Origin of the sequence: Micromonospora sp. NBRC 110037 (assembly GCF_001652995.1) — a bacterium.
In the GTDB taxonomy this organism is placed as follows: Bacteria; Actinomycetota; Actinomycetes; order Mycobacteriales; family Micromonosporaceae; genus Micromonospora; species Micromonospora chalcea.
The window spans coordinates 190,894-216,272 of the sequence record NZ_BBVA01000008.1 but is presented as its reverse complement, the minus strand read 5'-3'; the positions used below and the strand labels follow the sequence as shown (position 1 = coordinate 216,272).

27 protein-coding genes and 2 tRNA genes are annotated in these 25,379 nt (G+C 70.8%); 12 read left to right on the top strand and 17 right to left on the bottom strand.

Going from position 1 to position 25,379, the window contains the following annotated elements; genetic code table 11:
* Window positions 1-130: 130 nt before the first annotated feature.
* The 5 genes from A4R25_RS23200 to rpmH form a co-directional block, all read right to left on the bottom strand.
* Window positions 131-721, bottom strand: coding sequence for a R3H domain-containing nucleic acid-binding protein (locus tag A4R25_RS23200; RefSeq protein ID WP_030499504.1), 591 nt, complete (start codon window positions 719-721; stop codon window positions 131-133).
* A 212-nt stretch (window positions 722-933) separates the two neighbouring features.
* Window positions 934-1,935, bottom strand: a complete 1,002-nt coding sequence (yidC, locus tag A4R25_RS23195; protein WP_043327681.1) for a membrane protein insertase YidC — start codon at window positions 1,933-1,935, stop codon at window positions 934-936.
* Window positions 1,936-2,175, bottom strand: a complete 240-nt coding sequence (yidD, locus tag A4R25_RS30795) for a membrane protein insertion efficiency factor YidD (protein WP_091567651.1) — start codon at window positions 2,173-2,175, stop codon at window positions 1,936-1,938.
* 41 nt (window positions 2,176-2,216) lie between these two features.
* The gene (rnpA, locus tag A4R25_RS23190; RefSeq protein ID WP_043327680.1) at window positions 2,217-2,630 is read right to left on the bottom strand and encodes a ribonuclease P protein component; all 414 of its coding nucleotides are present in this window, start codon (window positions 2,628-2,630) and stop codon (window positions 2,217-2,219) included.
* Between the two features lie 34 nt (window positions 2,631-2,664).
* The gene (gene rpmH / locus A4R25_RS23185) at window positions 2,665-2,802 is read right to left on the bottom strand and encodes a 50S ribosomal protein L34 (protein ID WP_018788530.1); all 138 of its coding nucleotides are present in this window, start codon (window positions 2,800-2,802) and stop codon (window positions 2,665-2,667) included.
* A gap of 575 nt (window positions 2,803-3,377) precedes the next feature.
* Here rpmH and dnaA point away from each other — a divergent pair.
* The 5 genes from dnaA (at window position 3,378) to A4R25_RS23160 (ending at window position 10,183) form a co-directional block, all read left to right on the top strand.
* Window positions 3,378-5,207, top strand: coding sequence for a chromosomal replication initiator protein DnaA (dnaA, locus tag A4R25_RS23180; protein ID WP_064448049.1), 1,830 nt, complete (start codon window positions 3,378-3,380; stop codon window positions 5,205-5,207).
* A 1,184-nt stretch (window positions 5,208-6,391) separates the two neighbouring features.
* Complete coding sequence (gene dnaN, locus A4R25_RS23175; RefSeq protein ID WP_043327678.1) at window positions 6,392-7,525, top strand: DNA polymerase III subunit beta; 1,134 nt, start codon at window positions 6,392-6,394, stop codon at window positions 7,523-7,525.
* A gap of 40 nt (window positions 7,526-7,565) precedes the next feature.
* Complete coding sequence (gene gnd, locus A4R25_RS23170; protein WP_064448048.1) at window positions 7,566-8,438, top strand: phosphogluconate dehydrogenase (NAD(+)-dependent, decarboxylating); 873 nt, start codon at window positions 7,566-7,568, stop codon at window positions 8,436-8,438.
* A 16-nt stretch (window positions 8,439-8,454) separates the two neighbouring features.
* Window positions 8,455-9,585, top strand: coding sequence for a DNA replication/repair protein RecF (gene recF / locus A4R25_RS23165; RefSeq protein ID WP_043327677.1), 1,131 nt, complete (start codon window positions 8,455-8,457; stop codon window positions 9,583-9,585).
* The gene (locus A4R25_RS23160; protein ID WP_064448047.1) at window positions 9,578-10,183 is read left to right on the top strand and encodes a DciA family protein; all 606 of its coding nucleotides are present in this window, start codon (window positions 9,578-9,580) and stop codon (window positions 10,181-10,183) included. Before recF ends, A4R25_RS23160 begins: the two co-directional genes overlap by 8 nt.
* Here A4R25_RS23160 and A4R25_RS23155 read toward each other — a convergent pair.
* Window positions 10,174-10,413 carry a hypothetical protein gene (locus tag A4R25_RS23155; RefSeq protein ID WP_043327675.1) on the bottom strand — a complete coding sequence of 80 codons (240 nt, stop codon included), beginning with the start codon at window positions 10,411-10,413 and terminating at the stop codon, window positions 10,174-10,176. The genes A4R25_RS23160 and A4R25_RS23155 overlap by 10 nt on opposite strands.
* A gap of 81 nt (window positions 10,414-10,494) precedes the next feature.
* On the opposite strand from A4R25_RS23155, the gene A4R25_RS23150 reads away from it, so the two are divergent.
* Window positions 10,495-10,983 (top strand): MarR family winged helix-turn-helix transcriptional regulator, encoded by a 489-nt coding sequence (locus A4R25_RS23150; protein WP_064448046.1) that lies wholly within the window; start codon window positions 10,495-10,497, stop codon window positions 10,981-10,983.
* On the opposite strand, the gene A4R25_RS23145 is transcribed toward A4R25_RS23150, so the two are convergent.
* Window positions 10,968-11,522 (bottom strand): hypothetical protein, encoded by a 555-nt coding sequence (locus A4R25_RS23145; RefSeq protein ID WP_064448045.1) that lies wholly within the window; start codon window positions 11,520-11,522, stop codon window positions 10,968-10,970. The two genes, A4R25_RS23150 and A4R25_RS23145, sit on opposite strands and share 16 nt — an antisense overlap.
* 547 nt (window positions 11,523-12,069) lie before the next feature.
* Between A4R25_RS23145 and gyrB the strand changes: the two genes are divergently transcribed.
* The 6 genes from gyrB to A4R25_RS23120 all read left to right on the top strand — a co-directional run bounded on the left by gyrB (window position 12,070) and on the right by A4R25_RS23120 (window position 18,079).
* Complete coding sequence (gene gyrB, locus A4R25_RS23140; protein ID WP_043327672.1) at window positions 12,070-14,016, top strand: DNA topoisomerase (ATP-hydrolyzing) subunit B; 1,947 nt, start codon at window positions 12,070-12,072, stop codon at window positions 14,014-14,016.
* Between the two features lie 130 nt (window positions 14,017-14,146).
* Window positions 14,147-16,666: a DNA gyrase subunit A gene (gene gyrA, locus A4R25_RS23135; RefSeq protein ID WP_064448044.1), complete on the top strand. Its 2,520-nt coding sequence runs from the start codon at window positions 14,147-14,149 to the stop codon at window positions 16,664-16,666.
* A 3-nt stretch (window positions 16,667-16,669) separates the two neighbouring features.
* The gene (locus A4R25_RS23130) at window positions 16,670-17,602 is read left to right on the top strand and encodes a DUF3566 domain-containing protein (RefSeq protein WP_043327671.1); all 933 of its coding nucleotides are present in this window, start codon (window positions 16,670-16,672) and stop codon (window positions 17,600-17,602) included.
* A 145-nt stretch (window positions 17,603-17,747) separates the two neighbouring features.
* Window positions 17,748-17,821: transfer RNA gene (locus A4R25_RS23125), tRNA-Ile, on the top strand.
* A gap of 43 nt (window positions 17,822-17,864) precedes the next feature.
* Window positions 17,865-17,993 carry a DLW-39 family protein gene (locus tag A4R25_RS31900; RefSeq protein ID WP_013283222.1) on the top strand — a complete coding sequence of 43 codons (129 nt, stop codon included), beginning with the start codon at window positions 17,865-17,867 and terminating at the stop codon, window positions 17,991-17,993.
* A 10-nt stretch (window positions 17,994-18,003) separates the two neighbouring features.
* Window positions 18,004-18,079 (top strand) — tRNA-Ala (locus A4R25_RS23120).
* A gap of 55 nt (window positions 18,080-18,134) precedes the next feature.
* Here the strand turns inward: A4R25_RS23120 and A4R25_RS23115 are convergent.
* From A4R25_RS23115 to A4R25_RS23075, 10 genes are all read right to left on the bottom strand, one after another.
* Complete coding sequence (locus A4R25_RS23115) at window positions 18,135-19,247, bottom strand: tyrosine-type recombinase/integrase (RefSeq protein WP_231915610.1); 1,113 nt, start codon at window positions 19,245-19,247, stop codon at window positions 18,135-18,137.
* Between the two features lie 35 nt (window positions 19,248-19,282).
* Window positions 19,283-19,480 carry a helix-turn-helix domain-containing protein gene (locus tag A4R25_RS23110; RefSeq protein ID WP_064448136.1) on the bottom strand — a complete coding sequence of 66 codons (198 nt, stop codon included), beginning with the start codon at window positions 19,478-19,480 and terminating at the stop codon, window positions 19,283-19,285.
* Window positions 19,480-21,234, bottom strand: coding sequence for a replication initiator (locus tag A4R25_RS23105; protein ID WP_064448042.1), 1,755 nt, complete (start codon window positions 21,232-21,234; stop codon window positions 19,480-19,482). Before A4R25_RS23105 ends, A4R25_RS23110 begins: the two co-directional genes overlap by 1 nt.
* A 217-nt stretch (window positions 21,235-21,451) precedes the next feature.
* Entirely contained in the window at window positions 21,452-21,895 is a 444-nt protein-coding gene (locus A4R25_RS23100; protein ID WP_064448041.1) for a hypothetical protein, read from the bottom strand.
* A 78-nt stretch (window positions 21,896-21,973) separates the two neighbouring features.
* Window positions 21,974-22,120, bottom strand: a complete 147-nt coding sequence (locus A4R25_RS31570; RefSeq protein ID WP_197494957.1) for a hypothetical protein — start codon at window positions 22,118-22,120, stop codon at window positions 21,974-21,976.
* Window positions 22,117-22,707 carry a hypothetical protein gene (locus tag A4R25_RS23095; protein ID WP_064448040.1) on the bottom strand — a complete coding sequence of 197 codons (591 nt, stop codon included), beginning with the start codon at window positions 22,705-22,707 and terminating at the stop codon, window positions 22,117-22,119. Before A4R25_RS23095 ends, A4R25_RS31570 begins: the two co-directional genes overlap by 4 nt.
* The gene (locus A4R25_RS23090) at window positions 22,692-22,952 is read right to left on the bottom strand and encodes a hypothetical protein (RefSeq protein WP_064448135.1); all 261 of its coding nucleotides are present in this window, start codon (window positions 22,950-22,952) and stop codon (window positions 22,692-22,694) included. The genes A4R25_RS23095 and A4R25_RS23090 overlap by 16 nt, the downstream gene beginning before the upstream one ends.
* Window positions 22,949-23,137 (bottom strand): hypothetical protein, encoded by a 189-nt coding sequence (locus A4R25_RS23085; protein ID WP_064448039.1) that lies wholly within the window; start codon window positions 23,135-23,137, stop codon window positions 22,949-22,951. Before A4R25_RS23085 ends, A4R25_RS23090 begins: the two co-directional genes overlap by 4 nt.
* 27 nt (window positions 23,138-23,164) lie before the next feature.
* Complete coding sequence (locus A4R25_RS23080) at window positions 23,165-23,485, bottom strand: spread protein (RefSeq protein ID WP_082931110.1); 321 nt, start codon at window positions 23,483-23,485, stop codon at window positions 23,165-23,167.
* On the bottom strand, window positions 23,482-25,164 hold the full coding sequence (locus A4R25_RS23075) for an FtsK/SpoIIIE domain-containing protein (protein WP_231915609.1): 1,683 nt from the start codon (window positions 25,162-25,164) through the stop codon (window positions 23,482-23,484). The genes A4R25_RS23080 and A4R25_RS23075 overlap by 4 nt, the downstream gene beginning before the upstream one ends.
* Window positions 25,165-25,379 lie beyond the last annotated feature (215 nt).

Genomic DNA, 25,379 nt, shown 5'->3' with positions numbered 1-25,379 from the left:
TCGGCCGGCCCGTCGTCGTCGGAGAAGACCGGGTCGACTGTGGGATCGGGGCGCACAGCCGACGGCCCGGGCGGCGTACCACCCGGGCCGGCCACGGCGCCTGCCGTCGTCTCGTCGGAGATCACGGACCTCAGTCCGTCACCGGACGGACGACGATGCGGCGGTTGGGCTCGACGCCCTCGGACTCGCTCTCCACGCCGCTCATCGCGTTCACCACGTCGTGCACGCACTTGCGCTCGAACGCGGACATCGGCTCCAGGCGCACCGGCTCACCGTGCTCCTTGACCTTCTCGACCGCGTTCTTCGCCACGGCGGCCAGTTCCTTGCGCCGGGCGGCCCGGTAACCGCCGACGTCCAGCAGCAGGCGGCTCGGCGTGCCGGTCTGGCGGAACACGGCCAGCCGGGCCAGTTCCTGGAGCGCCTCCAGGGTCGCGCCGCGCTGGCCGACCAGGTTCTGCAGCCGTCCGCCGACCACTTCGACTACCGGACGGCCGCCGGAGACCAGCTCGTCGATGTCGCCGTCGTAGTCGAGGATGTCCAGCAGACCCTCGACGTAGTCGGCGGCGATCTCACTCTGCCGGAACAGGTCGCTGTCGGCCGGGGCCTTCTTCTCCCGGGCCTCGCCCGAGGCGTCCTCGGTCTCGGTGGCGGCGGTAACGGGGGTCTCCTCGTCCAGGGACTGGTCGGCGCTGGGGATGCTGGTCTCGGTCACGGGTCTCATCTCCGTACTCGCTCGGCCGGACCGTTCGGGGGTCCGCTGGTCTCCCGGGGCCGGCGGGAGGTTCGCCGGTTGCCCTCGGGCACGTCTGTACGGGCCAGTTTCGCCCGCGGCCGCGCGTCGCGCGGCGATTCCGGCCCGGCGCCGACTCCTCGGATGGCAGCACGTGACCGGAACGGGCCACCGCCGGTGTCGCGGCGGTGGCCCGGTGGAACTCAGCCCTGTCGCTTGGCGGGCCGGCTGCCGCCCTTCTTCGGGTTGACCGGCTTGGCGCCCGGCTTCGGCCCGGCCACCTTCGGCGCCGCGGCCGGGGCCTTCGCCGCCGGCTGGGCCGCCTTGCGGCCGAACAGGCCACCGGTCTTGGCCGGCTGCACCGGGCCCTTGCCGCCGGTGTTCTTGGCGGCGGTGGTGCTCTTCGCGGTGGGCGGCGGCGGGAACTTCCGCAGCACCCACTGCTGCTGGCCGAGCGTGAAGAGGTTGTTGGTGACCCAGTAGATGATCACACCGATCGGGAAGATCGCGCCCGAGATCAGCAGCGACAGCGGGATGCCGTAGAGCATCAGGCGCTGCACCATGCGCTGCTGCGGGTCCTCGGCCCAGCCGGTCTTGAGAATCATCTGACGGCTGGTCAGGTAGGTGGTGGCGATCATGATGATCACCAGGATGCCGGCGACGACCTTGACGGTGCCGGTGTTCGCGCCCAGCCGGCTGAGCTCCTCCGCGGTGGAGCCGAACTTGCCGGAGATCGGCGCGGTGAAGAGCGTCGCGTTCGAGGCGCTGTTGAACTGGTCGACAGTCCAGCCGTACAGGGTCTTGCCCTGGTTGTCCGGGCTGAGGCGGCGCAGCGTGTGGAACAGGCCCAGGAAGACCGGGATCTGGAGGAACATCGGAAGGCAGCCCATGAGCGGGTTGGCCTTTTCCTTCCGGTAGAGCTCCATCATCTCTTTCTGGAGCGTCTCCCGGTCACCCTTGTGCTTCTCCTGGAGCTCCTTCACCTTCGGCTGGAGCGCCTGCATGGCACGCTGCGACTTGATCTGCTTGACGAAGACCGGGAACAGGATCACCCGGACCGTCACCACCAGGAAGATGATGGCGAGGATCCAGGCCCAGTTCGTACCGATCACGGCCCCGACCGGAACTCCGATGGCGTCCCAGGCCGAGTGCCAGGTCAGCAGGATCCACGAGATCGCGTAGTAGATCCAGTCGAGACTAAACACTCAGGCTCCAGTCACGTCGGCACGGCGGCGGTCGCCCGGCTCCGGAACCGGGTCGTGTCCACCTGGGTGGAAGGGATGGCAGCGCGACAGCCGACGGACCGTCAGCCAGGCGCCCCGCAGCGCACCGTGCCGGGACACCGCCTCCACGGCGTAGGCACTGCACGACGGGTAGAACCGGCAGCGGGCCGGCAGAGCCGGACTTATCCACCGACGGTACGCGATGATAGGCGCCAGCAGCATGCGGGCACCGCTTGTGGGCGACGGAGTCGCGGTCGGGCCGGTCACCGCGACCGCCGTCCCCGGGGGGAGCGCGCGGCGGCGAGAGCGGCGTCGAGGTCGGCCCCGAGCCGGGTGTACGTGGCGTCGGCGGCTGCCGGCAGCGCGCGTACCACGAGGGTCGTGCCGGCGGGCAGCTCGGCCAGCCGCTCGCGGACCAGGTGCCGGAGCCGGCGGCGGACCTTGTTCCGGACCACCGCGCCGCCGACGGCCTTGGACACGACGAAGCCGGCGCGGCTCGGTGCGGAGGTCTCCGCACCGCTGGTCCGCGCCGGCTCCGGCGAAGGTGTCGCGGTGGTGCCGATCGGCTCGGGGATGGTCAGGTGGACCACGACGGCGCCACGGCCGACGCGTCGGCCACCGCGAACCGCTGCGGCGAAGTCGCTACTGCGCCGCAGTCGTTGCGCGGCGGCCAGCACGACTGCCCACGTCCCCGGACCGGACCTGTCGGCCTCAGGCCGACAGGCGGGCGCGGCCCTTGGAACGACGGGTAGCGATGATGGCGCGGCCGGCACGGGTGCGCATGCGCAGCCGGAAGCCGTGGGTCTTCGCGCGCCGGCGGTTGTTCGGCTGGTAGGTGCGCTTGCTCACGTCAGGCTCTCCGTTGTCGTACGCCCCGCGCGGCGGATCGCCCGGGGTCGTGTGCTGGTCCAGGCCACCTTGTCGGTGACCTCCGATCGGCGCTGCCGTGACGCGCTCCCCGGCGATGCGAGGTGACAGCCACGGACAGCAAGCATCAATCACCCTAGCAGAGGGCGAGAGAGCAGCCGCTCCAGCCTACGCAGGGGCGCAATGACCGTCAAACGTCACACTCGGGCGTCCGACCTGCGTCGGAACGACGACCGAAGGGGCGGTTTTCACTGATGTTGCCAACGTCGTCAGGGTGTCGCCGGTTGATGGCGTGGGGTCCGCGCTGTTAGCGTGCCCGATTGCGGTCGGCGTCGGGGGTCCGGGGTTTGTCGCCGATCGGCAAGACCGGACACGCTGTTGAATCGTTCGGCACGGTGAACCCGCTTCAGCGCCTCCGTGGATCGAGGGGGGCAGGTCCGACCCGCGTCCGGTGGGCGGTCACAATCGGTCGGTACACAGGCTGTGGATAACTTGTGGATGACGACCGGTCAGCCGTCCGGGCGGGCGTGAGGAGCAGGCGAGGGGGTGGCACGACGGTGACCGGAGCGACCGACCTGGCCGCGGTGTGGACGGCGACCACCGACGAACTCGCCGACGAGATCATCTCCGCGCAGCAACGGGCGTACCTCCGGCTCACCCGGCTGCGGGCGATCGTCGAGGACACCGCGTTGCTCTCGGTGCCGGACGCCTTCACCCGCGACGTGATCGAGTCACGGCTCCGCCCGGCCATCACCGAGGCGCTGAGCCGCCGGCTCGGACGGCCGATACAGGTGGCCGTCACCGTACGGGTCACCGAGGACCCGGGCGCCCGCCCGGCCGGCACCGTCTACCGCAGCAGCCCGGAACCGCTCCCCGAGCACGACGGCGCCGCTCCGCTGCCCGGCTTCGACCAGGCCGCCCCGACCTTCCCGTCGCCCCGCCCGGAGCCCGGCTACGCCGACTCCCGCCCCGAGCCCGGTTACGCCGAGTCCCGCCCGGAACAGCAGGTGGACGAACCGGCGCCCCGGCAGCGGACCGCGGACGGCGGCCGGCCCCACCTGATCCCCGCCGGCCGGGACGCGCAGGACACGCTCTTCAGCGCCGCGTTCGCCGAGCCGCTGCGCGCCGCGCCCGAGCGCCGCGCCTTCGACGAGCGCACGCGCATCGAGCCGTCCGCTCCCGACGCCGGGGGTTACGAGCCGCGCTACCGGGAGAACCCGGCCGCCGACCCGGGGCCGATGCGCGGCCTGCCCCGCGACGGCGCCACCGACAACGGCCCCGGCCGCGGTGGCGCCGATCACCACCGTCCCGGCGGCGGCCAGGCCGACCGCAGGCTCCCCGGCGGTACGGAGAGCGGCGGCAACCGGCTCAACCCGAAGTACATGTTCGAGACGTTCGTCATCGGCTCGTCCAACCGGTTCGCGCACGCGGCGAGCGTGGCGGTGGCCGAGTCGCCGGCCAAGGCGTACAACCCGCTGTTCATCTACGGCAGCTCGGGACTGGGCAAGACCCACCTGCTGCACGCCATCGGGCACTACGCGACGACGCTCGGCAACGCCCGCTCGGTCCGGTACGTCTCGACCGAGGAGTTCACGAACGACTTCATCAACTCGCTGCGCGACGACAAGACCAGCGCGTTCCAGCGCCGCTACCGGGACGTGGACATCCTCCTGATCGACGACATCCAGTTCCTGGAGAACCGGGAACGGACGCAGGAGGAGTTCTTCCACACCTTCAACACGCTGCACAACGCCAACAAGCAGATCGTGATCACGTCCGACCGCTCGCCGAAGCAGCTCGCGACGCTGGAGGACCGGCTGCGTACGCGCTTCGAGTGGGGCCTGCTCGCCGACATCCAGCCGCCGGACCTGGAGACGCGGATCGCGATCCTGCAGAAGAAGGCCGCCCAGGAGCGGCTGTTCGCACCGCCGGACGTGCTGGAGTTCATCGCCTCCCGGGTGTCGAACTCGATCCGCGAACTGGAGGGGGCCCTGATCCGGGTCACCGCCTTCGCCAGCCTCACCCGTTCCTCGGTCGAACTGTCGCTGGCCGAGGAGGTGCTGCGGGACTTCATCCCGGACGGCGCCGGCCCGGAGATCACCGCGGACCAGATCATGGTGTCGACCGCCGACTACTTCGGGGTGAGCCTGGAGGACCTGCGCGGCCACTCCCGGTCCCGGGTGCTCGTCAACGCCCGCCAGGTGGCCATGTACCTGTGCCGCGAGCTGACCGACCTGTCGCTGCCCCGGATCGGGCAGGCGTTCGGTGGCCGGGACCACACCACAGTGATGCACGCGGACCGCAAGATCCGCCAGCAGATGGCGGAGCGGCGCTCGCTCTACAACCAGATCGCCGAGCTGACCAACCGCATCAAGCAGAACACCTGACCCTGCTCCGCGCCGCCCGCGCACTGCCCGTCCGGCGGCTCCGGCGGTGATCAAGGAGTTTGTGTCGGGAAGACACGTCATTCCTGCCCCGAACTCCTTGGTCAACAGGGCGGGGCTGCTGCGCAGGAGTCCGCCGACCCGAGCGCCTCACCCAGCGTCTGCACGGACCCCGACCGCAGATCTTGGAAGGAAACGGCCGCTACAGGGGCCCTCGCCTTCCAAGATCTCTGCGGAGCCGGGGCTTGGCCTCGCACGAGTCGCCCGGGGCCCCGAGCCCCACCGAAACTTTGCGTCGATCATGAGGTTGACGGCGACAAACCGGGCGCCAACTGCCGCCAACTTCATGGTCGACACGTGCGAGGCGGGAGCCGGAGGGCGGGCGGGGACGGGGGCGGCGCGCCGAGGAAGGCTCGTGTCGACGCCCTGTTGACGTGATGAAGGTGACCAGCGGACGCCGACAGGCGGCTGACGGCAAGCCGACAGCACGGGTTCGTTGACCCTCGACCCGGTGGAGGGCCCAGGATCGGCGCTGTGTTCGTCCACAGCTCGTGCCCCTTGTCCACAGCCCCTGTGTCACAGGCAGTGGACAACCACCGTCCGCACCCGGCCGGTTACCCACAGACTGTGGACAACTCCTGGGGACGAGGCTGTGGACGCCTGGGGATGACGATCACGTTGTCCCCAGATGACAGGTCGCCTGTGGGCGAGCTGTTGAAGGTTCTGGGGATTAAGGCGGTCGACGCTGTCGGCGCTGTCCACAGCGCTGGGGAGAAAACCGGTGGATTAGCGGTGGACAACCGGTGGACAGCCGTGGAAAACCCGGCGGCTGGCGGGGGCTGTGGACCGGGACACGAGTTTTACCCCCGGTTCTCCACAGCCAAACCACCGGTGGATAACGTGTCTGACCTGCGCAGACGTTGGTTCTCCACAGTTTGCACAGGTGCGATGAAGACGATGAGTTATCTCTTCTAAACAACAAAAACCAATCATCACCGTTGGACTTCCTGTGGATCGGGCCGGAGCGCTGCCGTCGGCAGTCACCCCGGGCACCTGGATCCACGGGGTCGGGCGCACAGCCGATGCCCGCGCGCCCTAAGGTGCGATGGGTACCCGCACGGTCGGGCGGGACGGGTGGCAGCGGTCGGCATGAGAGAGTTGTCGCTGACGTCGACGCGGAGGCATTGATGAAGTTCCGAGTGGAGCGCGACGCGCTCGCCGAGGCGGTCGCGTGGACCGCCAAGAGCCTGCCCAACCGGCCCTCCGTACCGGTGCTGGCCGGGGTGATGCTCCGCGTCACCGACGGCAACCTGCAGGTCTCCGGCTTCGACTACGAGGTCTCCAGCCAGGTGACGGTCGAGGTGCAGGGTGACGCGGACGGCGCCGCCCTGGTCTCCGGCCGCCTGCTCGCCGAGATCACCAAGGCCCTGCCGGCCAAGCCGGTGGACATCGCCGCCGTCGGCGCCCACCTGGAGCTGGTCTGCGGCAGCGCCCGCTTCACGCTGCCCACCATGCCGGTGGAGGACTACCCGACGCTGCCGGAGATGCCGGAGAGCGCGGGCACCGTCGACGCCGCGGCCTTCGCCACGGCCGTGGCCCAGGTTGCGGTGGCCGCCGGCCGCGACGAGACGCTGCCGATGATGACCGGTGTACGCCTCGAGCTGAGCGGCGGCACGATGGCCATGCTGGCGACCGACCGATACCGCCTCGCGCTGCGCGAGATGGAGTGGAACCCGGACGACCCGGAGATCAGCCTCAACGCGCTGGTGCCGGCCCGTACGCTGCACGACACCGCCAAGGCGCTCGGCCCGCTCGGCGGCCACGTCACCATGGCGCTCTCCTCCGGCGGCGCCGGCGAAGGCATGATCGGCTTCTCCGGTGGCACCCGCCGGACCACCAGCCGCCTGCTCGACGGCGCCAACTACCCGCCGGTGCGTTCGCTGTTCCCGGCCGACCACAACGCCGAGGCCCGCGTCGCCGTCGCCACACTCATCGAGGTGGTCAAGCGGGTCGCTCTCGTCGCCGAGCGCACCACCCCCGTGCTGCTCAGCTTCAGCGCCGACGGCCTCGTGGTGGAGGCGGGCGGCACCGAGGAGGCCCGGGCCAGCGAGGCGATGGAGGCCACCTTCACCGGTGAGCCGCTCACCATCGGCTTCAACCCGCAGTACCTCATCGACGGCCTGTCCAACCTCGGCGCCCAGCACGCCCTGCTCCGGTTCGTCGACGCGTTCAAGCCCGCGGTCATTTCCCCGGCCGGCGAGGATGGCGAGGTCATACCGGGGTACCGGTACCTCATCATGCCGATCCGCGTGTCCCGCTGATCGCAGGCAGCACGACCCTGACGTACGGAGGTAGGAGCAGATGCAGCTCGGCCTGGTAGGACTCGGCCGGATGGGCGGCAACATGCGGGAGCGGCTGCGCGCCGCCGGGCACGAGGTGGTCGGCTTCGACCACAACCCGGAGATCAGCGACGCCGCGAGCCTGACTGAGCTGGCCGAGAAGCTTCAGTCGCCCCGCGCGGTCTGGGTCATGGTTCCCGCCGGCGTCACCGACGCCACCATCGACGAGCTCGCCGAGGTGCTCGGCGAGGGCGACATCATCATCGACGGCGGCAACTCCCGGTTCAGCGACGACGCCCCGCGTGCCGAGCGGCTGAACGAGCAGGGCATCGGCTACATCGACGTCGGCGTCTCCGGCGGCGTCTGGGGCCGGCAGAACGGGTACGGGCTGATGGTCGGCGGCGCGCAGCAGCACGTCGAGCGCCTGATGCCGATCTTCGAGGCGCTCAAGCCGGAGGGCGAGTTCGGCTTCGTGCACGCCGGCCCGGTCGGCGCCGGCCACTACGCCAAGATGGTGCACAACGGCATCGAGTACGGCCTGATGCACGCCTACGCCGAGGGCTACGAGCTGCTGACCGCCTCCGAGCTGGTCACGAACGTTCCCGGCGTGTTCAAGTCGTGGCGCGAGGGCACCGTGGTCCGCTCCTGGCTGCTCGACCTGCTGGACCGGGCGCTGGACGAGGACCCGGAGCTGGCCGAGCTGAGCGGCTACACGGAGGACACCGGCGAGGGCCGTTGGACCGTGGACGAGGCGGTACGGCTCGCCGTGCCGCTCAACGTCATCACCGCGTCGCTGTTCGCCCGGTTCGCGTCCCGGCAGGACGACTCGCCGGCCATGAAGGCCGTCGCCGCGCTGCGCCAGCAGTTCGGCGGCCACGCCGTCCACAAGCGCTGACCGGTATTCACAGCCTGTGTACGTCCGCCGGCTCGAACTGGTTGACTTCCGCTCGTACGAGCGCGTCGGCGTGGACCTGGAGCCGGGGCCGAACGTGCTCGTCGGCGCCAACGGCGTCGGCAAGACGAACCTGGTCGAGGCGCTCGGCTACGTGGCGACCCTGGATTCGCACCGGGTCGCCACGGACGCCCCGCTGGTCCGGATGGGCGCCACCTCGGCGGTGATCCGCTGCGCGGTGGTGCACGAGGGCCGGGAACTGCTTGTCGAGCTGGAGATCGTGCCGGGCAAGGCCAACCGGGCCCGCCTCGGCCGGTCCCCGGCCCGGCGCGCCCGGGACGTGCTCGGCGCGCTGCGCCTGGTGCTGTTCGCGCCGGAGGACCTGGAACTGGTCCGCGGGGACCCCTCGGAACGGCGCCGCTACCTGGACGACCTGCTGGTCACCCGCCAGCCCCGCTTCGCCGGGGTACGCGCCGACTACGAACGCGTGGTGAAGCAACGCAACGCGCTGCTGCGTACCTCGTACCTCGCTCGCAAGACCGGTGGCACACGCGGCGGTGACCTGTCGACGCTGGCCGTGTGGGACGCGCATCTGGCCCAGCACGGCGCGGACCTGCTCGCCGGCCGCCTGGAACTGGTCGCCGCGCTCACCCCGCACGTGGCGAAGGCGTACGACGCGGTGGCGGCCGGCCGCGGCGCGGCGGGCATCGCGTACCGGCCCTCGGTCGAGCTGCCCGAACCCGGCGCGGACCGCGCGGCGCTGGCGGAGGCGCTGGCCGCCGCGCTGACCGCGAACCGCGCCGCCGAGATCGAGCGCGGCACCACGCTCGTCGGCCCGCACCGCGACGACCTGGCGCTCACCCTCGGCCCGCTGCCCGCCAAGGGGTACGCGAGCCACGGCGAGTCGTGGTCCTACGCGCTGGCGCTGCGGCTGGCCGGGTACGACCTGCTGCGCGCCGACGGGATCGAGCCGGTGCTGGTGCTCGACGACGTCTTCGCCGAGCTGGACACCGGCCGGCGGGACCGGCTGGCCGAGCTGGTGGGCGGCGCGAGCCAGCTGCTCGTCACCTGCGCTGTGGACGACGACGTGCCGGCGACCCTGCGCGGCACCCGGTACGCGGTGGGCGACGGGACGGTGCGACGTGTCTGACGACGAGGTGCGGCTACCGCCCGCGCGGCTCGGGCCGGGACGCGACGCGCGTACCCCGGGAAAGCCCGCGGACGGCGAGCCGGGCGCGAACCTGCCGGAGGGCGCGACCGGGCCGGAACTGGCGCGGGCGGTGCTCGACGCGGCGAAGGCCCGGCGGCAGGCGGCGGCTCCCCGGCGGCGCGGCGCGGTCCGCGGCGACGGCGAGAAGCGGCTGCGCGGCTACTCCGGCCCGGGGCCGGATCCGCGCGACCCGCAGCCGCTGGGTGCGGTGCTGGACAAGCTGGTCAAGGCGCGGGGCTGGCAGCAGCCGGCGGCCGAGGCGACGGTGTTCGGCGCGTGGGAGAAGGTGGTCGGCCCGGAGGTCGCCCAGCACAGCCGCCCGGTGAAGCTGGAGGACGGCGAGCTGACGGTGGAGGCGCGCTCGACGGCGTGGGCGACGCAGTTGCGTCTGCTGGCGGGCTCGCTGTTGCAGCAGATCGCCCGCGAGGTCGGCCACAACGTGGTGCGCAAGCTGCACATTCACGGCCCGGCTGCGCCGTCGTGGTCGCGCGGCCCCCGGCGGGTACGCGGGCGCGGGCCCCGCGACACCTACGGCTGACCGTCGCCGCCCGAGCGCTGGGCCTCCCGCCGGGCGCGCTTGAGTTCGCGCTGCTCGCGGCTCCACTGCTTGCGGCGTTCCAGGTCCTGCTTCCAGGCTTCGCGGGCCAGCCGGGAGCCGCCCTGCACCGCGCCCTGGACCTGGGAGGGGCCGGCGAGGTTCTGGAACACCCAGCCCAACAGGCGGCCACCCTTGCCGGAGGCGTCGCCCACCTGCTCGTCGTCGCTCATCCCGCCGCCCTCCCTGTTTTGTGTGCAAACCATTGGTACACCAATCGTTGCTAGGATCGCAACGACAACGAGGAGGACGAGGTGACCGACCCGATCGAGGAGGACCCCCTGGCGCTGGAGCAGCAGGTCTGCTTCGCGCTGTCGGTCGCCGCCCGGAGCGTCGTCGCGGTCTACCGCCCGCTGCTGGAGCCGATGGGGCTCACCCACCCGCAGTACCTGGTCATGCTGGCGCTCTGGCAGCACGCGCCGCTGTCCGGGCGGGATCTGAGCCGGCTGCTCCAGCTCGATCCGGGCACGCTGTCACCGCTGCTCAAGCGGCTGGAGGCGGCCGGCTACATCCGGCGGGAACGCGACGCCGCCGACGAGCGCAGCCTGGCCGTCTCGCTCACCGCCGAGGGGCAGGCGCTGCGGACGCAGGCCGAGCGGATCCCGCCGGCCATCGTGCAGCGCCTGGGTCTGCCGCTGGCCGACCTGCGGCACCTGCACACGGCGCTGACCGAGGTGATCGCGGCCGCCAACCGGGCCACGTCTTCTTCCGGCGCTGCGGCGCCCGGTCAGGCGTCGGCGTAGACCGCGAAGCCGCGCTCCGCGCAGCGCCGGTAGAAGGCCGCCAGCACGCTCAGCTCGGCGCAGGTGAAGTTCCACTGCGGCGGGTCGCCGCTGTCGTCGCGCAGCCGGTCCAGCCGGCTGTCCAGCCAGCGGAGCTGCTGCGCGGCGAGCCGCCCGTCACCCAGCAACGCGCGCAGCACCTCGCTCACCGACTCGAACGTGACCGCCTCGCCGTACGGCCGGTGCCGGGCGACGAACTTCTCCAGGCCCTCGGCGATCCACGAGCAGCCGTCCGGGTCGATCACCGGGTCCTCGTCCTCGGCCGAGTTCTCCGTGGCGTAGAGCACATTTTCCAGCCCGAGGATCAGGTCGACCAGTTCGGTGTACGCGGTCGCCCGTACCGTGCCGGTCTTGGCGATCAGCTCGGCGAGCGCGGCGGTCGGCGCGGAGATCCGGGGGACGTCCACGATCTCGCCGAAGTCCACGAACTCGGCCGGCGCGACCGGGTCGTAGAAGCGGCCGGTCCGCGGCCAGTGCACCGCGACGTTGTCCAGCCCCATCGGGCGTCACCTCTCACCAAGCGTTTTCGGACCATCTTCGACGATCGTCCCGGTTGCGGGTGCGAAAGATCAAGACCGCAACGGCGGCGCCGCAAAAGCTACGGCACGCCGGACCCGGCCGCGACCCCCGGTCGGGACAGCAGCCGATCACCGGTCGGATGATCGTCACGGCTCACGGTGGCCGGTGGCGCGGCGGTGCCCCGTTGGCGTGTAGGGGGAGTCGCGGGAGGCGCGGTTCGTCCGGCTACGGCATTCTCAGCCGCCTCGGAGAGGGTGCCGAGTGGCGGTTTGGTCGGCTCCGCACAGTAAGATTGGGAGCGAGACGAAAGACCCGAGACGGAGCGACGGGCAGGGGCCCTACGGGCCCTCGATCATAGTCCCGCCTCGGGTCCGAGCCGATCGCGATCCGCGGGCAACCGTGGCGCCCGGCGTACACGATCCGTGCCTGGTGATCCCAGGGGCGGTCCGTGCGCGCCGACGTCGCGTCCTGTCCGCCGAACCCGCGCCCCCGCGCCCACGCGCGGCCGGTGCGAGAAAGTGGCCGAGCGTGGCAGCGGAGGACAACAAGAAGTACGGTGCCGAGTCCATCACCGTTCTCGAAGGCCTGGAAGCGGTCCGGAAGCGCCCCGGTATGTACATCGGGTCCACCGGCGAGCGCGGTCTGCACCACCTGGTGTGGGAGGTCGTCGACAACGCGGTGGACGAGGCGCTGGCCGGGCACTGCGACACCATCGACGTGGTGCTGCTGGCCGACGGCGGCGTCCGGGTGACCGACAACGGCCGTGGCTTCCCGGTCGACCTGCACCCGAAGCTGAAGAAGCCGGGTGTCGAGGTCGCGCTGACCGTGCTGCACGCCGGCGGCAAGTTCGACGGCAAGGCGTACGCGGTCTCCGGCGGCCTGCACGGCGTGGGCGTCTCCGTGGTCAACGCGCTGTCCACCCGGATGGCGGTCGAGATCCACAAGGACGGTTTCGTCTGGCGCCAGCGCTACGACCACTCCAAGCCGACGCCGCTGGAGAAGGGCGAGGAGACCGACCGCACCGGTTCGGCCGTCTCCTTCTGGCCCGACCCCGACGTCTTCGAGACCGTCGACTTCGACTTCCACACCATCTACCGGCGCCTCCAGGAGATGGCCTTCCTCACCCGGGGCCTCACCATCCACCTGCTCGACGAGCGGGTCCCGGAGGACGAGGACGGCAAGACCCGCGAGGTCACCTTCCACTACGAGGGCGGCATCGCCGACTTCGTCCGCCACCTCAACGCCTCCAAGAGCCCGATCCACAAGACGGTGGTCGAGTTCGGCGCCGAGGAGACCGGCATGTCGGTCGAGATCGCCATGCAGTGGAACGAGTCGTACGGCGAGTCGGTCTACACGTTCGCCAACAACATCAACACCCACGAGGGCGGCACCCACGAGGAGGGCTTCCGGGCCGCGTTGACGAGCGTCGTCAACCGCTACGGCGCCGACAAGAAGCTGCTCAAGGGCGACGAGCGCCTCTCCGGTGAGGACATCCGCGAGGGCTTGGCCGCGATCATCTCGGTCAAGCTCACCGACCCGCAGTTCGAGGGCCAGACCAAGACCAAGCTGGGCAACACCCCGGTCAAGGGCTTCGTGCAGCGGGTCTGCAACGAGTCGCTCGTCGACTGGTTCGACCGCAACCCGGCCGAGGCGAAGATCATCATCCAGAAGGCCTCCCAGGCGGCCCGGGCCCGTATCGCCGCCCAGCAGGCGCGCAAGCTCGCCCGGCGCAAGTCGCTGCTGGAGTCCGGCTCGATGCCCGGCAAGCTGGCCGACTGCCAGTCCACCGACCCGCGCGAGTCCGAGGTCTTCATCGTCGAGGGCGACTCGGCCGGCGGCTCGGCCAAGCAGGGCCGCGACCCGCGTACGCAGGCGATCCTGCCGATCCGCGGCAAGATCCTCAACGTGGAGAAGGCCCGCATCGACCGGGTGCTGAAGAACAACGAGGTGCAGGCGCTGATCACCGCGCTGGGCACCGGCATCCACGACGACTTCGACATCGAGAAGCTGCGCTACCACAAGATCGTGCTGATGGCCGACGCCGACGTCGACGGCCAGCACATCCAGACGCTGCTGCTCACGCTGCTGTTCCGGTTCATGCGGCCGCTGGTGGAGCTGGGGCACGTCTACCTGGCCGCCCCGCCGCTCTACAAGATCAAGTGGAACAAGAAGGGCGACGACGCCCAGTACGCGTACTCGGACCGGGAACGCGACGGGCTGATCGCGCTGCGCCAGCAGAAGAAGCCCAACGCCCGCCCGGACGACATCCAGCGGTTCAAGGGTCTCGGTGAGATGAACTACCCCGAGCTGTGGGAGACCACGATGAACCCGGCGACGCGCACGCTGCGCCAGGTCACGCTCGACGACGCCGCAACCGCGGACGAGCTGTTCAGCGTCCTGATGGGTGAGGACGTCGAGGCACGTCGGTCGTTCATCCAGCGCAACGCCAAGGACGTGCGGTTCCTGGACATCTGACGGACGCGCCGGGCCGGCCGGTGATCCACCGGCCGACCCGGTAGTCCACAGAGTTATCCACAGTCTGAACGCTTTCCACAGCCGTTATCCACAGCGAGACCATGACTGAAGAGTCTGATAAGGGTTAACAGTGACCGATACTCCCGAGTCCACCCCGAACGAGCCGGAGACCCCGGAGACACTGGCCGCGGTCGTCCAGCACGACCGGATCGAGCCGGTCGGCCTCGAGGTCGAGATGCAGCGCTCGTACCTCGACTACGCGATGAGCGTCATCGTCGGGCGGGCCCTGCCGGACGTCCGGGACGGGCTCAAGCCGGTCCACCGCAAGATCCTCTACGCCATGTTCGACTCCGGCTACCGGCCGGACCGCGGATACGTGAAGTGCTCCCGCGTCGTCGGCGACGTGATGGGCCAGTTCCACCCGCACGGCGACTCGGCCATCTACGACGCGCTGGTCCGGATGGCGCAGCCCTGGTCGCTGCGCTACCCGCTGGTCGACGGCAACGGCAACTTCGGCTCCCCCGGAAACGACCCGGCCGCCGCCATGCGATACACCGAGTGCAAGCTCGACCCGCTGGCGATGGAGATGCTGCGGGACATCGACGAGGACACCGTCGACCTGCAGGACAACTACGACGGCCGGGCCAAGGAGCCCACGATCCTGCCGTCGCGGATCCCGAACCTGCTGATCAACGGCTCCGAGGGCATCGCGGTCGGCATGGCCACCAAGATCCCGCCGCACAACCTGCGCGAGATCGGCGCGGCGGTGCAGTGGTGCCTGGAGCACCCGGAGGCCGACGAGGCCACCACGCTGGAAGCCCTGCTGGAGATCGTCAAGGGCCCGGACTTCCCGACCCACGGCCTGATCGTCGGCCAGGCGGGCATCCAGGACGCGTACCGGACCGGGCGCGGCTCGATCCGGATGCGCGCCGTGGTCGAGGTCGAGGAGGACAAGCGTGGCCGGCCGGCGCTCGTGGTCAGCGAGCTGCCGTACCAGGTCAACCCGGACAACCTCGCCGAGCGCATCGCCGAGCTGATCAAGGAGGGCAAGCTCGCCGGCATCGCCGACATCCGCGACGAGTCCTCCGGGCGTACCGGCATGCGGATCGTGCTCGTGCTCAAGCGCGACGCGGTCGCCAAGGTGGTGCTGAACAACCTCTACAAGCACACCCAGCTCCAGGAGACGTTCGGCGCCAACATGCTGGCGCTCGTCGACGGCGTGCCACGCACGCTCAACCTGGCCCAGTTCATCCGGTACTACGTCGAGCACCAGATCGAGGTGATCCGGCGGCGGACCGCGTTCCGGCTGCGCAAGGCCGAGGAGCGGGCGCACATCCTGCGCGGTCTGTCCAAGGCGCTGGACGCGCTGGACGAGGTGATCGCCCTGATCCGGCGTTCGCCCACGGTGGAGGACGCCCGGCAGGGCCTGATCCGGCTGCTGGACATCGACGAGGTCCAGGCGACCGCGATCCTGGACATGCAGCTGCGCCGGCTGGCCGCCCTGGAGCGGCAGCGCATCCTGGACGACCTGGCGAAGCTCGAACTGGAGATCGCCGACCTCAAGGACATCCTGGCCAAGCCGGAGCGGCAGCGGCGGATCGTCTCGGAGGAACTGGGCGAGATCGTCGCGAAGTGGGGCGACGACCGGCGTACGAAGATCGTCCCGTTCGACGGCGAGGTCTCGATGGAAGACCTCATCGCCCGCGAGGACGTGGTCGTGACGATCACCCGCACCGGGTACGCGAAGCGGACGAAGGTCGACCTCTACCGGTCGCAGCGGCGTGGCGGCAAGGGCGTCAGCGGGGCGACGCTCCGCCAGGACGACATCGTCAGCCACTTCTTCGTATGCTCTACCCACGACTGGATCCTGTTCTTCACGAACAAGGGTCGGGTCTACCGGGCGAAGGCGTACGAGCTTCCCGAGGCCAGTAGGGTGGCCAAGGGCCAGCACGTGGCCAACCTGCTCGCGTTCCAGCCCGACGAGCAGATCGCGCAGATCATTGAAATCCCGAACTACCAGGTGGCGCCCTACCTGGTACTGGCCACGAAGAACGGCCTGGTGAAGAAGACGCGGCTCGAGGAGTTCGACTCCAACCGTTCCGGCGGCATCATCGCGATCAACCTGCGCGATGAGGACGAACTGGTCGGTGCGGTCCTGGCCGCTCCGGAGGACGACCTGCTGCTGGTGTCGAAGAACGCCCAGGCGATCCGCTTCAACGCCACCGACGAGGCGCTGCGTCCGATGGGCCGGGCCACGTCCGGTGTGATCGGCATGCGCTTCAGCGGCGAGGACGAGTTGCTCGCGGTCGAGGTGGTGCGAGAGGGTCTGGACGTTCTGGTCGCGACGAACGGGGGTTACGCGAAACGTACCCCGATCGAGGAATACCCGGTGCAGGGCCGGGGAGGTAAGGGCGTGCTGACCGCGAAGATCACCGAGCGACGCGGTGGCCTGGTCGGCGCGGTAGTGATCGATCCGGAGGACGAGCTGTTCGCCATCACCAGCAACGGCGGCGTCATCCGGACTCCGGTGAAGCCTGTACGCCGTACGCGTGACCGGAACACAATGGGGGTCAAGCTGATGGACCTCCCGGACGGCGTGACTATCGTGGCGATTGCTCGCAATGCCGACGAGCCTGACGAACAGGACTAGTTGATGACGGAGACACAGGCGAAGTCGGGGAACAAGGGGACCTCGGCCACCCCGGCCGAGGAGGAGGCTGCGCAGGGCGGTACACCAGCTACCGGCCGTGCGGCCGTGGGCCGGGCCACGGTTCCCGCCGACGCGCCTGCCCCGAAGTTCACCCGCGCCCCCGGCATGGCGCCGCCTCCGGACAAGCCGGGCGAGGACTCGGGTTCCCGGGACTCGTCGGCCGAGACCAAGGTCGACGCGCCGACGTCGGCCAACGGTCTGGCCGCTCCGGCGGCCAAGCCCGCGAACGCCACGAGCACACAGCCGATCAAGCCACCGGCCGCGGCCGGCCGGGCCTCCACCGGTACGACCGGCACCCAGCCGCGTATCGGCGCCGGCCTGGGCACCGCGCCGAAGACGTCGCCCGACGGCGCCCGTCCGACCACCACCGGCGCCACCGGCCAGTCCCGGCCCGCGAACGGCGGGGGCCTGCCGCCGGGCGTCAGCGGCGCGGCCGCAGTCGGCGCCGCGCGCGTGGGCGAGGCGGTACGCGCCGCGCGTACCTCGGTCAGTTCGGCCGCGTCCCGCGGGCCGCGACGGGCCCGGCTGAACCTGAAGCGGATCGACCCCTGGTCCGTGATGAAGTTCGCGTTCGCGGTGTCCGTGGTGCTCTTCATCGTGGTCGTCGTGGCGACCTCGGTGCTCTACCTCGCGCTGGACGCGATGGGCGTGTTCAAGAGCGTCAACGACAGCCTGACCGACCTGGTGAACGCCGGCGGCGGCCAGGGCGGCGGCGGCTTCCGGATCACCGCCAAGGGCGTGATCCTGACGTCGGCGCTGATCGGCCTGGTCAACGTCGTGCTGTTCACCGCGCTGGCCACGCTCAGCGCGTTCGTCTACAACGTCTGCGCCGACCTGGTCGGCGGGATCGAGCTGACGCTCGCCGAGCGGGACTGATTCGGTCGACGCCGGGGCGCCGCGCAAAGCGGTCGCCCCGGCGTCGTGCGTCCGGGTAGGTTCGGGGTGGCGCGGGTGCTTCCGCCACGGACCCCCCGATTTGGGCGCGGCGGAGGCGATGGGTTAACCTTGCTCGTCGCCACGCGGGGCTATAGCTCAGTCGGTTAGAGCGCAGAGCTGATAACTCTGAGGTCGCTGGTTCGATTCCAGCTAGCCCCACCGCACATCGTCCGACGGCAGTCGAGCACGAGGGGTCAAGCACATGTTCAAGAAGCTCCTGATCCTGGCCGGCATCGTCGGTGTGGCCGCCGTCGTGGCCAAGAAGGTCAAGGCGTCGAACGACGAGCGCGCCCTGTGGCACGAGGCGACCACCGCGCCCGACCTGCGCTGAGCGCCGACACGGGGCCCTAGCTCAACTGGCAGAGCACTGCCTTTGCAAGGCAGGGGTTAGGGGTTCGAGTCCCCTGGGCTCCACCAGCACTTTCCTCGGTTGATCTCGGGTCCGAGTACAGCCATTCGTACAGCCAAGCGGTCACGCCGTCCCCTCCTCGCCGAGGACTCGGTCGATGGCCGAGGCAGCCTGACGAGCCCGCGCCGGCAGGACGTGCCCGTAGGTGTCGGCTGTCATCCGGATCGTGGAGTGCCCGAGCAGCTCCATCACCGTGCGCAGCTCCTCGCCCTGGTCGAGCAGGAACGTGGCGAATGCGTGGCGCAGGTCGTGCAGGTGCAGCCAGTCCAACCCGGCCGCCGCGCGTAGCTGCTCGAATCGCCGATTGACGTTCCGCGGCTCCATCGGGGTGCCGATCGTGCTGGCGAAGACCAATCCGAAGTCCGACCACAGCTCCCCCGCCGCAAGCCGTTCCTTGGCTTGCCGGACCCGCTGAGCCTCCAATGCCCGGACCGCCAGCGCGGACAGTGGCAGAGGTCGGCTTGACCGGTGCGTCTTCGGCGGTACGAACTCCAAGCCGCGGTCGGTGCGCTGGACCGTCTGGCGAACGAACAGCGCCTTATTGGGCAGGTCGACATCCGACCAGCGCAGGCCCAGCAGTTCCGCCCGGCGAAGCCCGGTGGCCAGCGCCAGGACGAACAGGGATTCCAACCGGTCCCCGGTGAGCACCGACAGCAGTTGCTTGGCCTCCTGGGGAGTCAGTGCCCGTCGTTCGACCCGGCCAAGGGCGGGTGGCTTGGCCGCCTTGGCGACGTTGCGAGCGACGAGGTCCATCCGCTCGGCGTCGGCCAGGGCGACGCGCAGAACCGCGTGAACCTTGATGATGCTGGCCGGCGCGAGCTTGCCGCGAAGCCCGGTGAGGAACCTCTGTACCTCCCGAGGCGTCAGCCGGTCGAGCTTCACCCGACCCAGACCCGGCACCAGGTGCTTGGTCACGGCCAGTCGGTAGCGGGCGAGCGTCGACGGCCGAGTGCCGTCGTGAGCCTTCACGTCCCTCAGCCACTCGGTCAGCCAGGCTTCAACGGTCCGAGGCTGCGCGGTGAGGTCGACGCCGAGTTGAAGTTGGCGCCGCAGCTCGTCGCGCTTCCGGACCGCTTCCGCCTCGCTCTTGGCGTAGACGTACTTCCGCTTCCGCTTCCCGTCGATCCACCCGAGGTCGATGACCGCAGCCCACACGCCCGGCCGCTGCTCGTACACCGAGCCTTCCCCGTGAGCCCGACGGCGACGGCCCGTCATGCCGCGAACTCCTCATCAGCCGACAGGAACTCGTCAATTGCCGTCAGCGGGATCAGGCGAGCCCGGCCAGCCTTGATCGACCGCAGTCGCCCGGAGCGCATCAGGACGTAGACGGTGTCCCGGCAGACGCCCAGCAGGGCGGCAGCTTCGGCGGGGCGGACGCTTTTGGGAGCCACGGCGCGGGGCTGGATCATCACGCACGTCCTTCCGGGGAGTCGAGGTCGGATCGGGTCGGAACCGGGACGCCCTGTGTCGCCTTGTCTCTCGCCGCGAGCAGTGCCGCCTTCCACTGCGCGCGTTGCGACAGCGCCTTGAGGAGCCGGTGTTGCAGCGGCGGTAGGTCCGGGTCGTCGGGTCGGGCGAGTTCCCAGGCGTACGCGGGCGGGTCGTCCTGGCCGACGGCATTCGCGTCGGTGGCGCCGACGGTGACGCCGAGGAGGTTGCGGACCCAGGCGCGGGCGTCGGCGCGGTGGTCGGAGAGGGTTTTTCCGGACCAGTCGCGGGAGACGAGGATGCGTCGGCCGCCGATGCCGAGGGTGGCGCGCTGGTGCACCTTGCCCTTGCAGCGTCCGGGTTGCAGGCGCCCGTGGGCCTTCTTCGGCTGGATGCCGTAGAGCAGCCAGTTCGCGCACCGCTCATTGCACGGGGTCACCCGCAGTTCTTGCCAGAGCCGGTCCAGGTGGTCTCGCTGCCGGTCGCTGTCGGGCTTGTGGCAGTCGGCCGCGCTCTTGGTGATGTACTTGGTGATGTAGCCGATCGTGCGGTTGGCGTGCACGGTGCCGGGGGTGACGCCTTCGGCGTGGACCTGGGCGCCGAACCGGACGACGTGCGCCGGTTGCGCGTCGGGGTCGGAGTCGATGAGGTCCAGGGCGTCAGCCCACGAACGCAGCGGCTCGCGGGTATCGGGGTCGATCCACTCGGCGCAGTCGGCGTCCCATACCGGTGGCCGGTCGAGGGTGTAGACGGGTTCGTCAGCAGCGGGCCACCAGACTTGGTGGTAGGTCGCGGCGGCGACCTGCCGCAGCACCGCGCGTGGGATCGTGCCGCGGATGGCGAAGTGCGCGTGCGGGGCGAGCCTGCGTTGGGGCTCGACGCACCCGGCGTACTGGACGTTCCAGCCGACGCAGCGACGCAGGTTCTGCCAGAACCTGTCCAGGAGCCGGGCGAAGTGCACCGCATCCCAGGCTGCTCGCCGGTAGTCGTAGGTGTCGGGGTTGACGGGGGTGCCGTCAGGCAGGACCCGCCCGTAGGTGTCCAGGGTGAGCGAGAGCCACATGGACGGCCGGTGTTCGGTGCCGTCGGGGGCGGTGTAGACCTTCCCTACGGTGCGGGGTTCGACCTTCTTGCGGGGTAGGTCGGGGGCGTCTTGGCGGCGGCGGGTGGAGCGCTTCCGCCGGGTCGCGTTGTCGTCGTCGGAGTCGTGGGGTGGGGCGACGGCGCCGCGGAGTCCTTCGGCGGCGATGGCTTCCTCTACCTCCCCGATCGCCTCATCGATGGCGGGCACCTGGTCGAACTGTGCCGCGCGTTGGGCCTCATCGCGGGCGAACTCCAGATGCGCGCGCAGCAGGATCAACTCCCGCTGGGCGTCGGTGGCCGGATTCGGGGCGGGCGCGGGTTCGTCGGTGCGGTGCCAGCCTTCCCGGATCTGCGTCTGCCGCAGCCGTTGGGCGCGTTTCGCGCACGGCTCGCACTTGTCTTCGCGGGTGGAGCCGCAGGGCAGGTCTACGACTTCGGTGTGTCCGGTGTGCAGGTCGGTGCGGCGCAGGGTGACCGGGTGCAGGCAGACGCCGTACTCGGCGGCCATCTCCGTGAGCACCTTGCGCGACATCGGCAGCGCGAGTCGGGCTGCACGGGTGCCGGGCGCCGGACCAAGGTCGGCGGGAACGGCCACGGGGGCGGCGGGTGGGGTGGGGTCGGGGGTGAGGCCGGGCAGGGTCGGGGCGGTCAACGGGTCACCTCCGGAAGCTCGAACAGGACAGCGGGTGCAGGGCCGATGGGGGTGGTGCGGGGTGGGCCGGCGTGGCTGGCCCAGCGGCGGGCAGCGGCCTGGTGGCGGGTGCAGGCGGTTTCGGCGCGGTAGTGGCCGGTGCCGGGTTGGCCGGCTTCGATGAGGGCGGTGGCCCGGCGGCGGCAGCGAGCGCAGTAGACGGGCCGGGCAGTGGCGGTCAGTGGCGGCATCCTGAGCAGTGCAGTCCGCCGCAGGTGGCCTTGCGGCGCAGCAGCAGCACGGCCAGGACGAGCAGGACCAGGACCACGCCGACGATGGCGGGCGCGTTGCGCTGGACGGTGTGGGCGACCTGGGCGGCGAGGTAGCCGATTCCGGCCAGCGCACCGACAGCCGTGGTGGTGATGGCGGCGGCGGCGATGACCCGGCCGCGGCGCAGCCGACGCACGGGCGGTGGGGTGGTGCGGGCGGTGTTCAGGAACCGCACGGTGACCGTGACCCGGCCGTCAGCATGCTGGTGGGGGCGGTCGGCGAACATCAGCCGCCCCGACTCCCGCAGCACGGCGAGCGCGGCGGCGACCTCAGCGGGGGTGCCGACGATCCGGCGGGTCAGTGTGGTGGGACGGGTCCGGTGGGCGAGAGCGGTACGGGTGGGCGAGTGCATCGCGGGTTCTCCTGCTCTGGCTCGATGGGGTGCTGCGGCGCGGTCGAGGGTGAGTCGGCCACGCCGCAGCGGTCGGGGTTAGCGGCGGGGGCGGGCGGCGTGGGGCTTGGCGAGGTTGCGCATGTCGGTGTGCCGCCAGTAGGGGTCCTTCACGTCGACGTACTCGATCGGTCCGTTGCACACGGCGCACGTGTCCATCAGGGGCGGCTGCTTGGGCTGGGTCATCGGGTGACCTCCGAGACGATGTGGCCGTTGCGCGGGGCCTGAACGACCGACGACACGAGCGCCGACCGGACCGGAACCGGAGCCGGAGCCGGAGCCGAGGGCGGGGGCGTGAAAACGGGCGCCGGGACAGTCGGGACGTCGACGGGGTCGGCGTCGACGCGCTCCCGAGCGGGAGCCGGGGTCGGCCGGGCGGGTGCGGGGGTGCCGGTGAAGACGAGCTTTGTCAGGGCCATGAACGCCAGCGCGGGCAGCGCGGACAGCAGCCACCCCGACGGACTCGCGTCGGCGACGGCGAGTTGCGCGGCGAGGGAGAAGGACGCGAAGGCGAGCATGAGGAACACGGGGTAGCTGATGGGTTGGCGGTGGCGTCGGCGTCGGCGGATGTCGAGTAGGCAGGCGACGGGTACGAGGTCGGACAGGACGGCGTTGGCCCAGCCGAAGGCGTCGGGGGTGCCGGGTGGGACGTGGCGCATGGTCCAGTCGTGGACGTGGGAGAACGACGCCCATCCGGCGGTTGCGGCGACGATGAGGAGGATGAGGACCAGGGCGACGGCTTCCAGCCGGTCGGGGTTCAGGAAGCGGCGCATCGGGTCACCTCCTGCTCAGTCGTCGGGGTGGGGTGGAGCCAGGCGTGCAGGTTGCGCAGGTAGACCGCGCCGTAGACGAAGCAGGAGGCGAGGAAGCCCCACTGGCGGGTGGTGATGGCGTAGGCCAGCCACAGTCCTTGGGCGGCGAGGCCGACGGCCCAGCCGGTCCAGGAGCGCTTCCCGGCCAGCCACAGGCCGGTGACGCCGACGGCCATCAGGAGCCACGACCAGATCTGCGGGTTCACGCCGCCCACCCCCACGCTTCGGCGTCCTCGGCGGCGATCTCCGCGTGGCGGCGCAGCGCCGCGGCGATCACGTCGACGGCGTCGGGGTCGGGGGCGCAGTAGGGGCAGGACTGGTCGGGGTCGGTGTGGAGCAGGTCGAGGCAGGTCCGGCGGATCGGCCGGCGAGCGAGACGACGAGTAGCCATCGGGATCTCCAAGCAGGCAGGCGAGGGTTAGCGGGTGGTGGGGTTGACGTGCACGCGGATCCACTCCGGCGGCTCGCCCGTGGAGGCGACGGCTTCGGAGAGGCAGCGCCACAGCGCCCACGCCTCCGCAGGCGTCAGGTACATGCGGCGTCGGCCGGCGCCGACGGCGATGTAGAGGTCGGCGTCGGGGGTGACCCGGACCGTGACCGGCACGGACGCCTTGTCGATGTGCGGGGCGCGCAGCCGGTAGAACCGCCGCGGTTCCGGGGTCTGCTCCTGGTCGTCGGGTTCGTCGGCGTAGGGCATCCGCACCGCAGTGCCGTCGGGGATCTGCTCGTGGTGGGTCATCGGGGGTCACTCCCGTTGCTGGGGTTGAGGTCCAGGGCGTTGAGCAGCGACGGCGGCAACAGCGGCGCGCCCTGCTTCGGCGTTGGCCGGTAGGTGTGCCGCCCGTTGCCGGTGCTGGCGCGAGGTTTGGGCGCCGGCTGGACCGCGGGCTCGGGCTGCGTCTCCGGCGGGGCCGGAAACGTCGCGGCCATGTCCCGGATCACGTCATCGGCCAGGTAGGAGAACCGGACCCGAGCCGGTTCCGGCTGCCCGTCCAGCAGCACGTAGGCCACGCCCTTACCGGACAGCGGGATCTGATCGGCCAGGGCTCCCCGCTCGCGGGCGCCATCACCGAGCAGCAGATCGACGTGGCCCCGCTCGGTGAGCCCGAGAGCGATGCGGGTCGGGAACAGGTCCCGCACCGAGACGACTTCCTTGCGGGGATCCTGGGTGGCGGCGACGACCAGGACACCGAGGCCGGCACCCTGCGACAGCAGCAACCCCAGCGCCTGCGTGATCCGCTGGCGCACCTCGGAGTCGGGCAGGTAGGCCAGGAGCGCGGCGATCTCATCGATCACCACGACGATCAGCGGCTCATCGACGGTCGGGGTGTGGACGCGGGCCTTGCCGCGCAGGATCTGCTGACGGGCGCGCATCCGGGCCACGGCGTCTTCGAGCAGGTCGGCCATGCGGGACCAGTCGTCATCGACGTAGCGGGAGAACAGCGGCCGGCCGATCGCCAGTTCCATGCCGCCCTTGGGGTCGATCGCCCACACCCGCACCAGCCCCGACCGGATACCGGCGGCGAGGGAGCGGAGCAGGGACCAGATGACCGAGCCCTTGCCCATCCGCGTGGCGCCGCCGATGAGGACGTGGGTGGCGAGGAGCCGGAAGGCGTAGACGGCCAGGTCTTCGCGCAAACCGAGGGGCAGGGCGGTGAAGTCCGGACGGGCGGGCACGGGCAGCGGGGCGACGATGCGGGTGAGCGGGTCGCGGCGGATGAACACCAGCCACACGTGCCGGGGCCGGTCGCGGAACCGCACCCGATCGACCAGCCGCAGCAGCCAGGCGAGACGGCCGGTGCGGTGCGGGACCGGGTGGCGGCGGGTGGAGAACACCCGGCAGTGCCGGGTACCGAACGAGTACGCGAGATCCCGGGCGGCCTTGTGCCACACCTCCGGGTTCTGGCCCTTCGGCATCCGCAGCACCAGCTCGTCCGTGGCGTAGGAGCAGCGCACCGACAACAGCTCCGGCACGACTTCCCCGCCGTCGTACTTCTTCACCAGCCCGCACAGCGACATCACCTCGTGCCACTGCCGCCGATACACCCACAACCGCCGCCACACCGAGACGACCCGCAGCACCATCAGGCGGTGGAAGGAGTCCCGGCCCCGCCACCACCACACGCCACCAGCAGCGGCGAGGACGACGGCGGCTAGGAGGTGAGGCCACCAGCCGTGCGCCCGGTAGACGTCGACGGCGAGCAGGACCAGGGCCACGGCAGGCCAGGCCCGCCAACGGCGCACCACGAACACCGCGAGCCGGACCACGGCCACGGCGAGGCGGAACAGGAGGAACAGGGCGGTGACGGTCCAGAGCAGCGGCCACGGCGCGGTGATCTGAAACCGGCGGAAGTTGACCAGCGGCGCCCGCACCATCACGCCACCGCCTTGCGGCCAGCGTTGCGCTGCTCGGTCCACGTCTCCGCGCAGACCTTGTGCACCGGCTTGCCCGCCGGACTCCGGCAGATCGCAGGCTTACCGCAGATGACACACGGGACCGGCTCGCCGGCACCCGCACCGCGCGTCCAGTCCAGGACAACAGGCATGATGAACCTGCCCTTCCAGGTCGAGAGGGTTTGAGAGGGCAGCGGGGCGGTCGAGCTTTCCTAGGGCCAGGACCGCCCCGCGCCACC

What these genes read in the sequence shown, in the direction of transcription:
- A4R25_RS23080 (WP_082931110.1), bottom strand. Translation starts at nt 23,485, where the DNA reads ATGACCCACCACGAGCAGATCCCCGACGGCACTGCGGTGCGGATGCCC.
- dnaN (WP_043327678.1), top strand. Translation starts at nt 6,392, where the DNA reads ATGAAGTTCCGAGTGGAGCGCGACGCGCTCGCCGAGGCGGTCGCGTGG.
- A4R25_RS23130 (WP_043327671.1), top strand. Translation starts at nt 16,670, where the DNA reads ATGACGGAGACACAGGCGAAGTCGGGGAACAAGGGGACCTCGGCCACC.
- A4R25_RS23110 (WP_064448136.1), bottom strand. Translation starts at nt 19,480, where the DNA reads ATGATCCAGCCCCGCGCCGTGGCTCCCAAAAGCGTCCGCCCCGCCGAA.
- A4R25_RS23155 (WP_043327675.1), bottom strand. Translation starts at nt 10,413, where the DNA reads ATGAGCGACGACGAGCAGGTGGGCGACGCCTCCGGCAAGGGTGGCCGC.
- yidD (WP_091567651.1), bottom strand. Translation starts at nt 2,175, where the DNA reads ATGCTGCTGGCGCCTATCATCGCGTACCGTCGGTGGATAAGTCCGGCT.
- A4R25_RS31900 (WP_013283222.1), top strand. Translation starts at nt 17,865, where the DNA reads ATGTTCAAGAAGCTCCTGATCCTGGCCGGCATCGTCGGTGTGGCCGCC.
- A4R25_RS23200 (WP_030499504.1), bottom strand. Translation starts at nt 721, where the DNA reads ATGAGACCCGTGACCGAGACCAGCATCCCCAGCGCCGACCAGTCCCTG.
- gnd (WP_064448048.1), top strand. Translation starts at nt 7,566, where the DNA reads ATGCAGCTCGGCCTGGTAGGACTCGGCCGGATGGGCGGCAACATGCGG.
- A4R25_RS23085 (WP_064448039.1), bottom strand. Translation starts at nt 23,137, where the DNA reads ATGGCTACTCGTCGTCTCGCTCGCCGGCCGATCCGCCGGACCTGCCTC.
- A4R25_RS23095 (WP_064448040.1), bottom strand. Translation starts at nt 22,707, where the DNA reads ATGCGCCGCTTCCTGAACCCCGACCGGCTGGAAGCCGTCGCCCTGGTC.
- A4R25_RS31570 (WP_197494957.1), bottom strand. Translation starts at nt 22,120, where the DNA reads ATGACCCAGCCCAAGCAGCCGCCCCTGATGGACACGTGCGCCGTGTGC.
- A4R25_RS23145 (WP_064448045.1), bottom strand. Translation starts at nt 11,522, where the DNA reads ATGGGGCTGGACAACGTCGCGGTGCACTGGCCGCGGACCGGCCGCTTC.
- A4R25_RS23100 (WP_064448041.1), bottom strand. Translation starts at nt 21,895, where the DNA reads ATGCACTCGCCCACCCGTACCGCTCTCGCCCACCGGACCCGTCCCACC.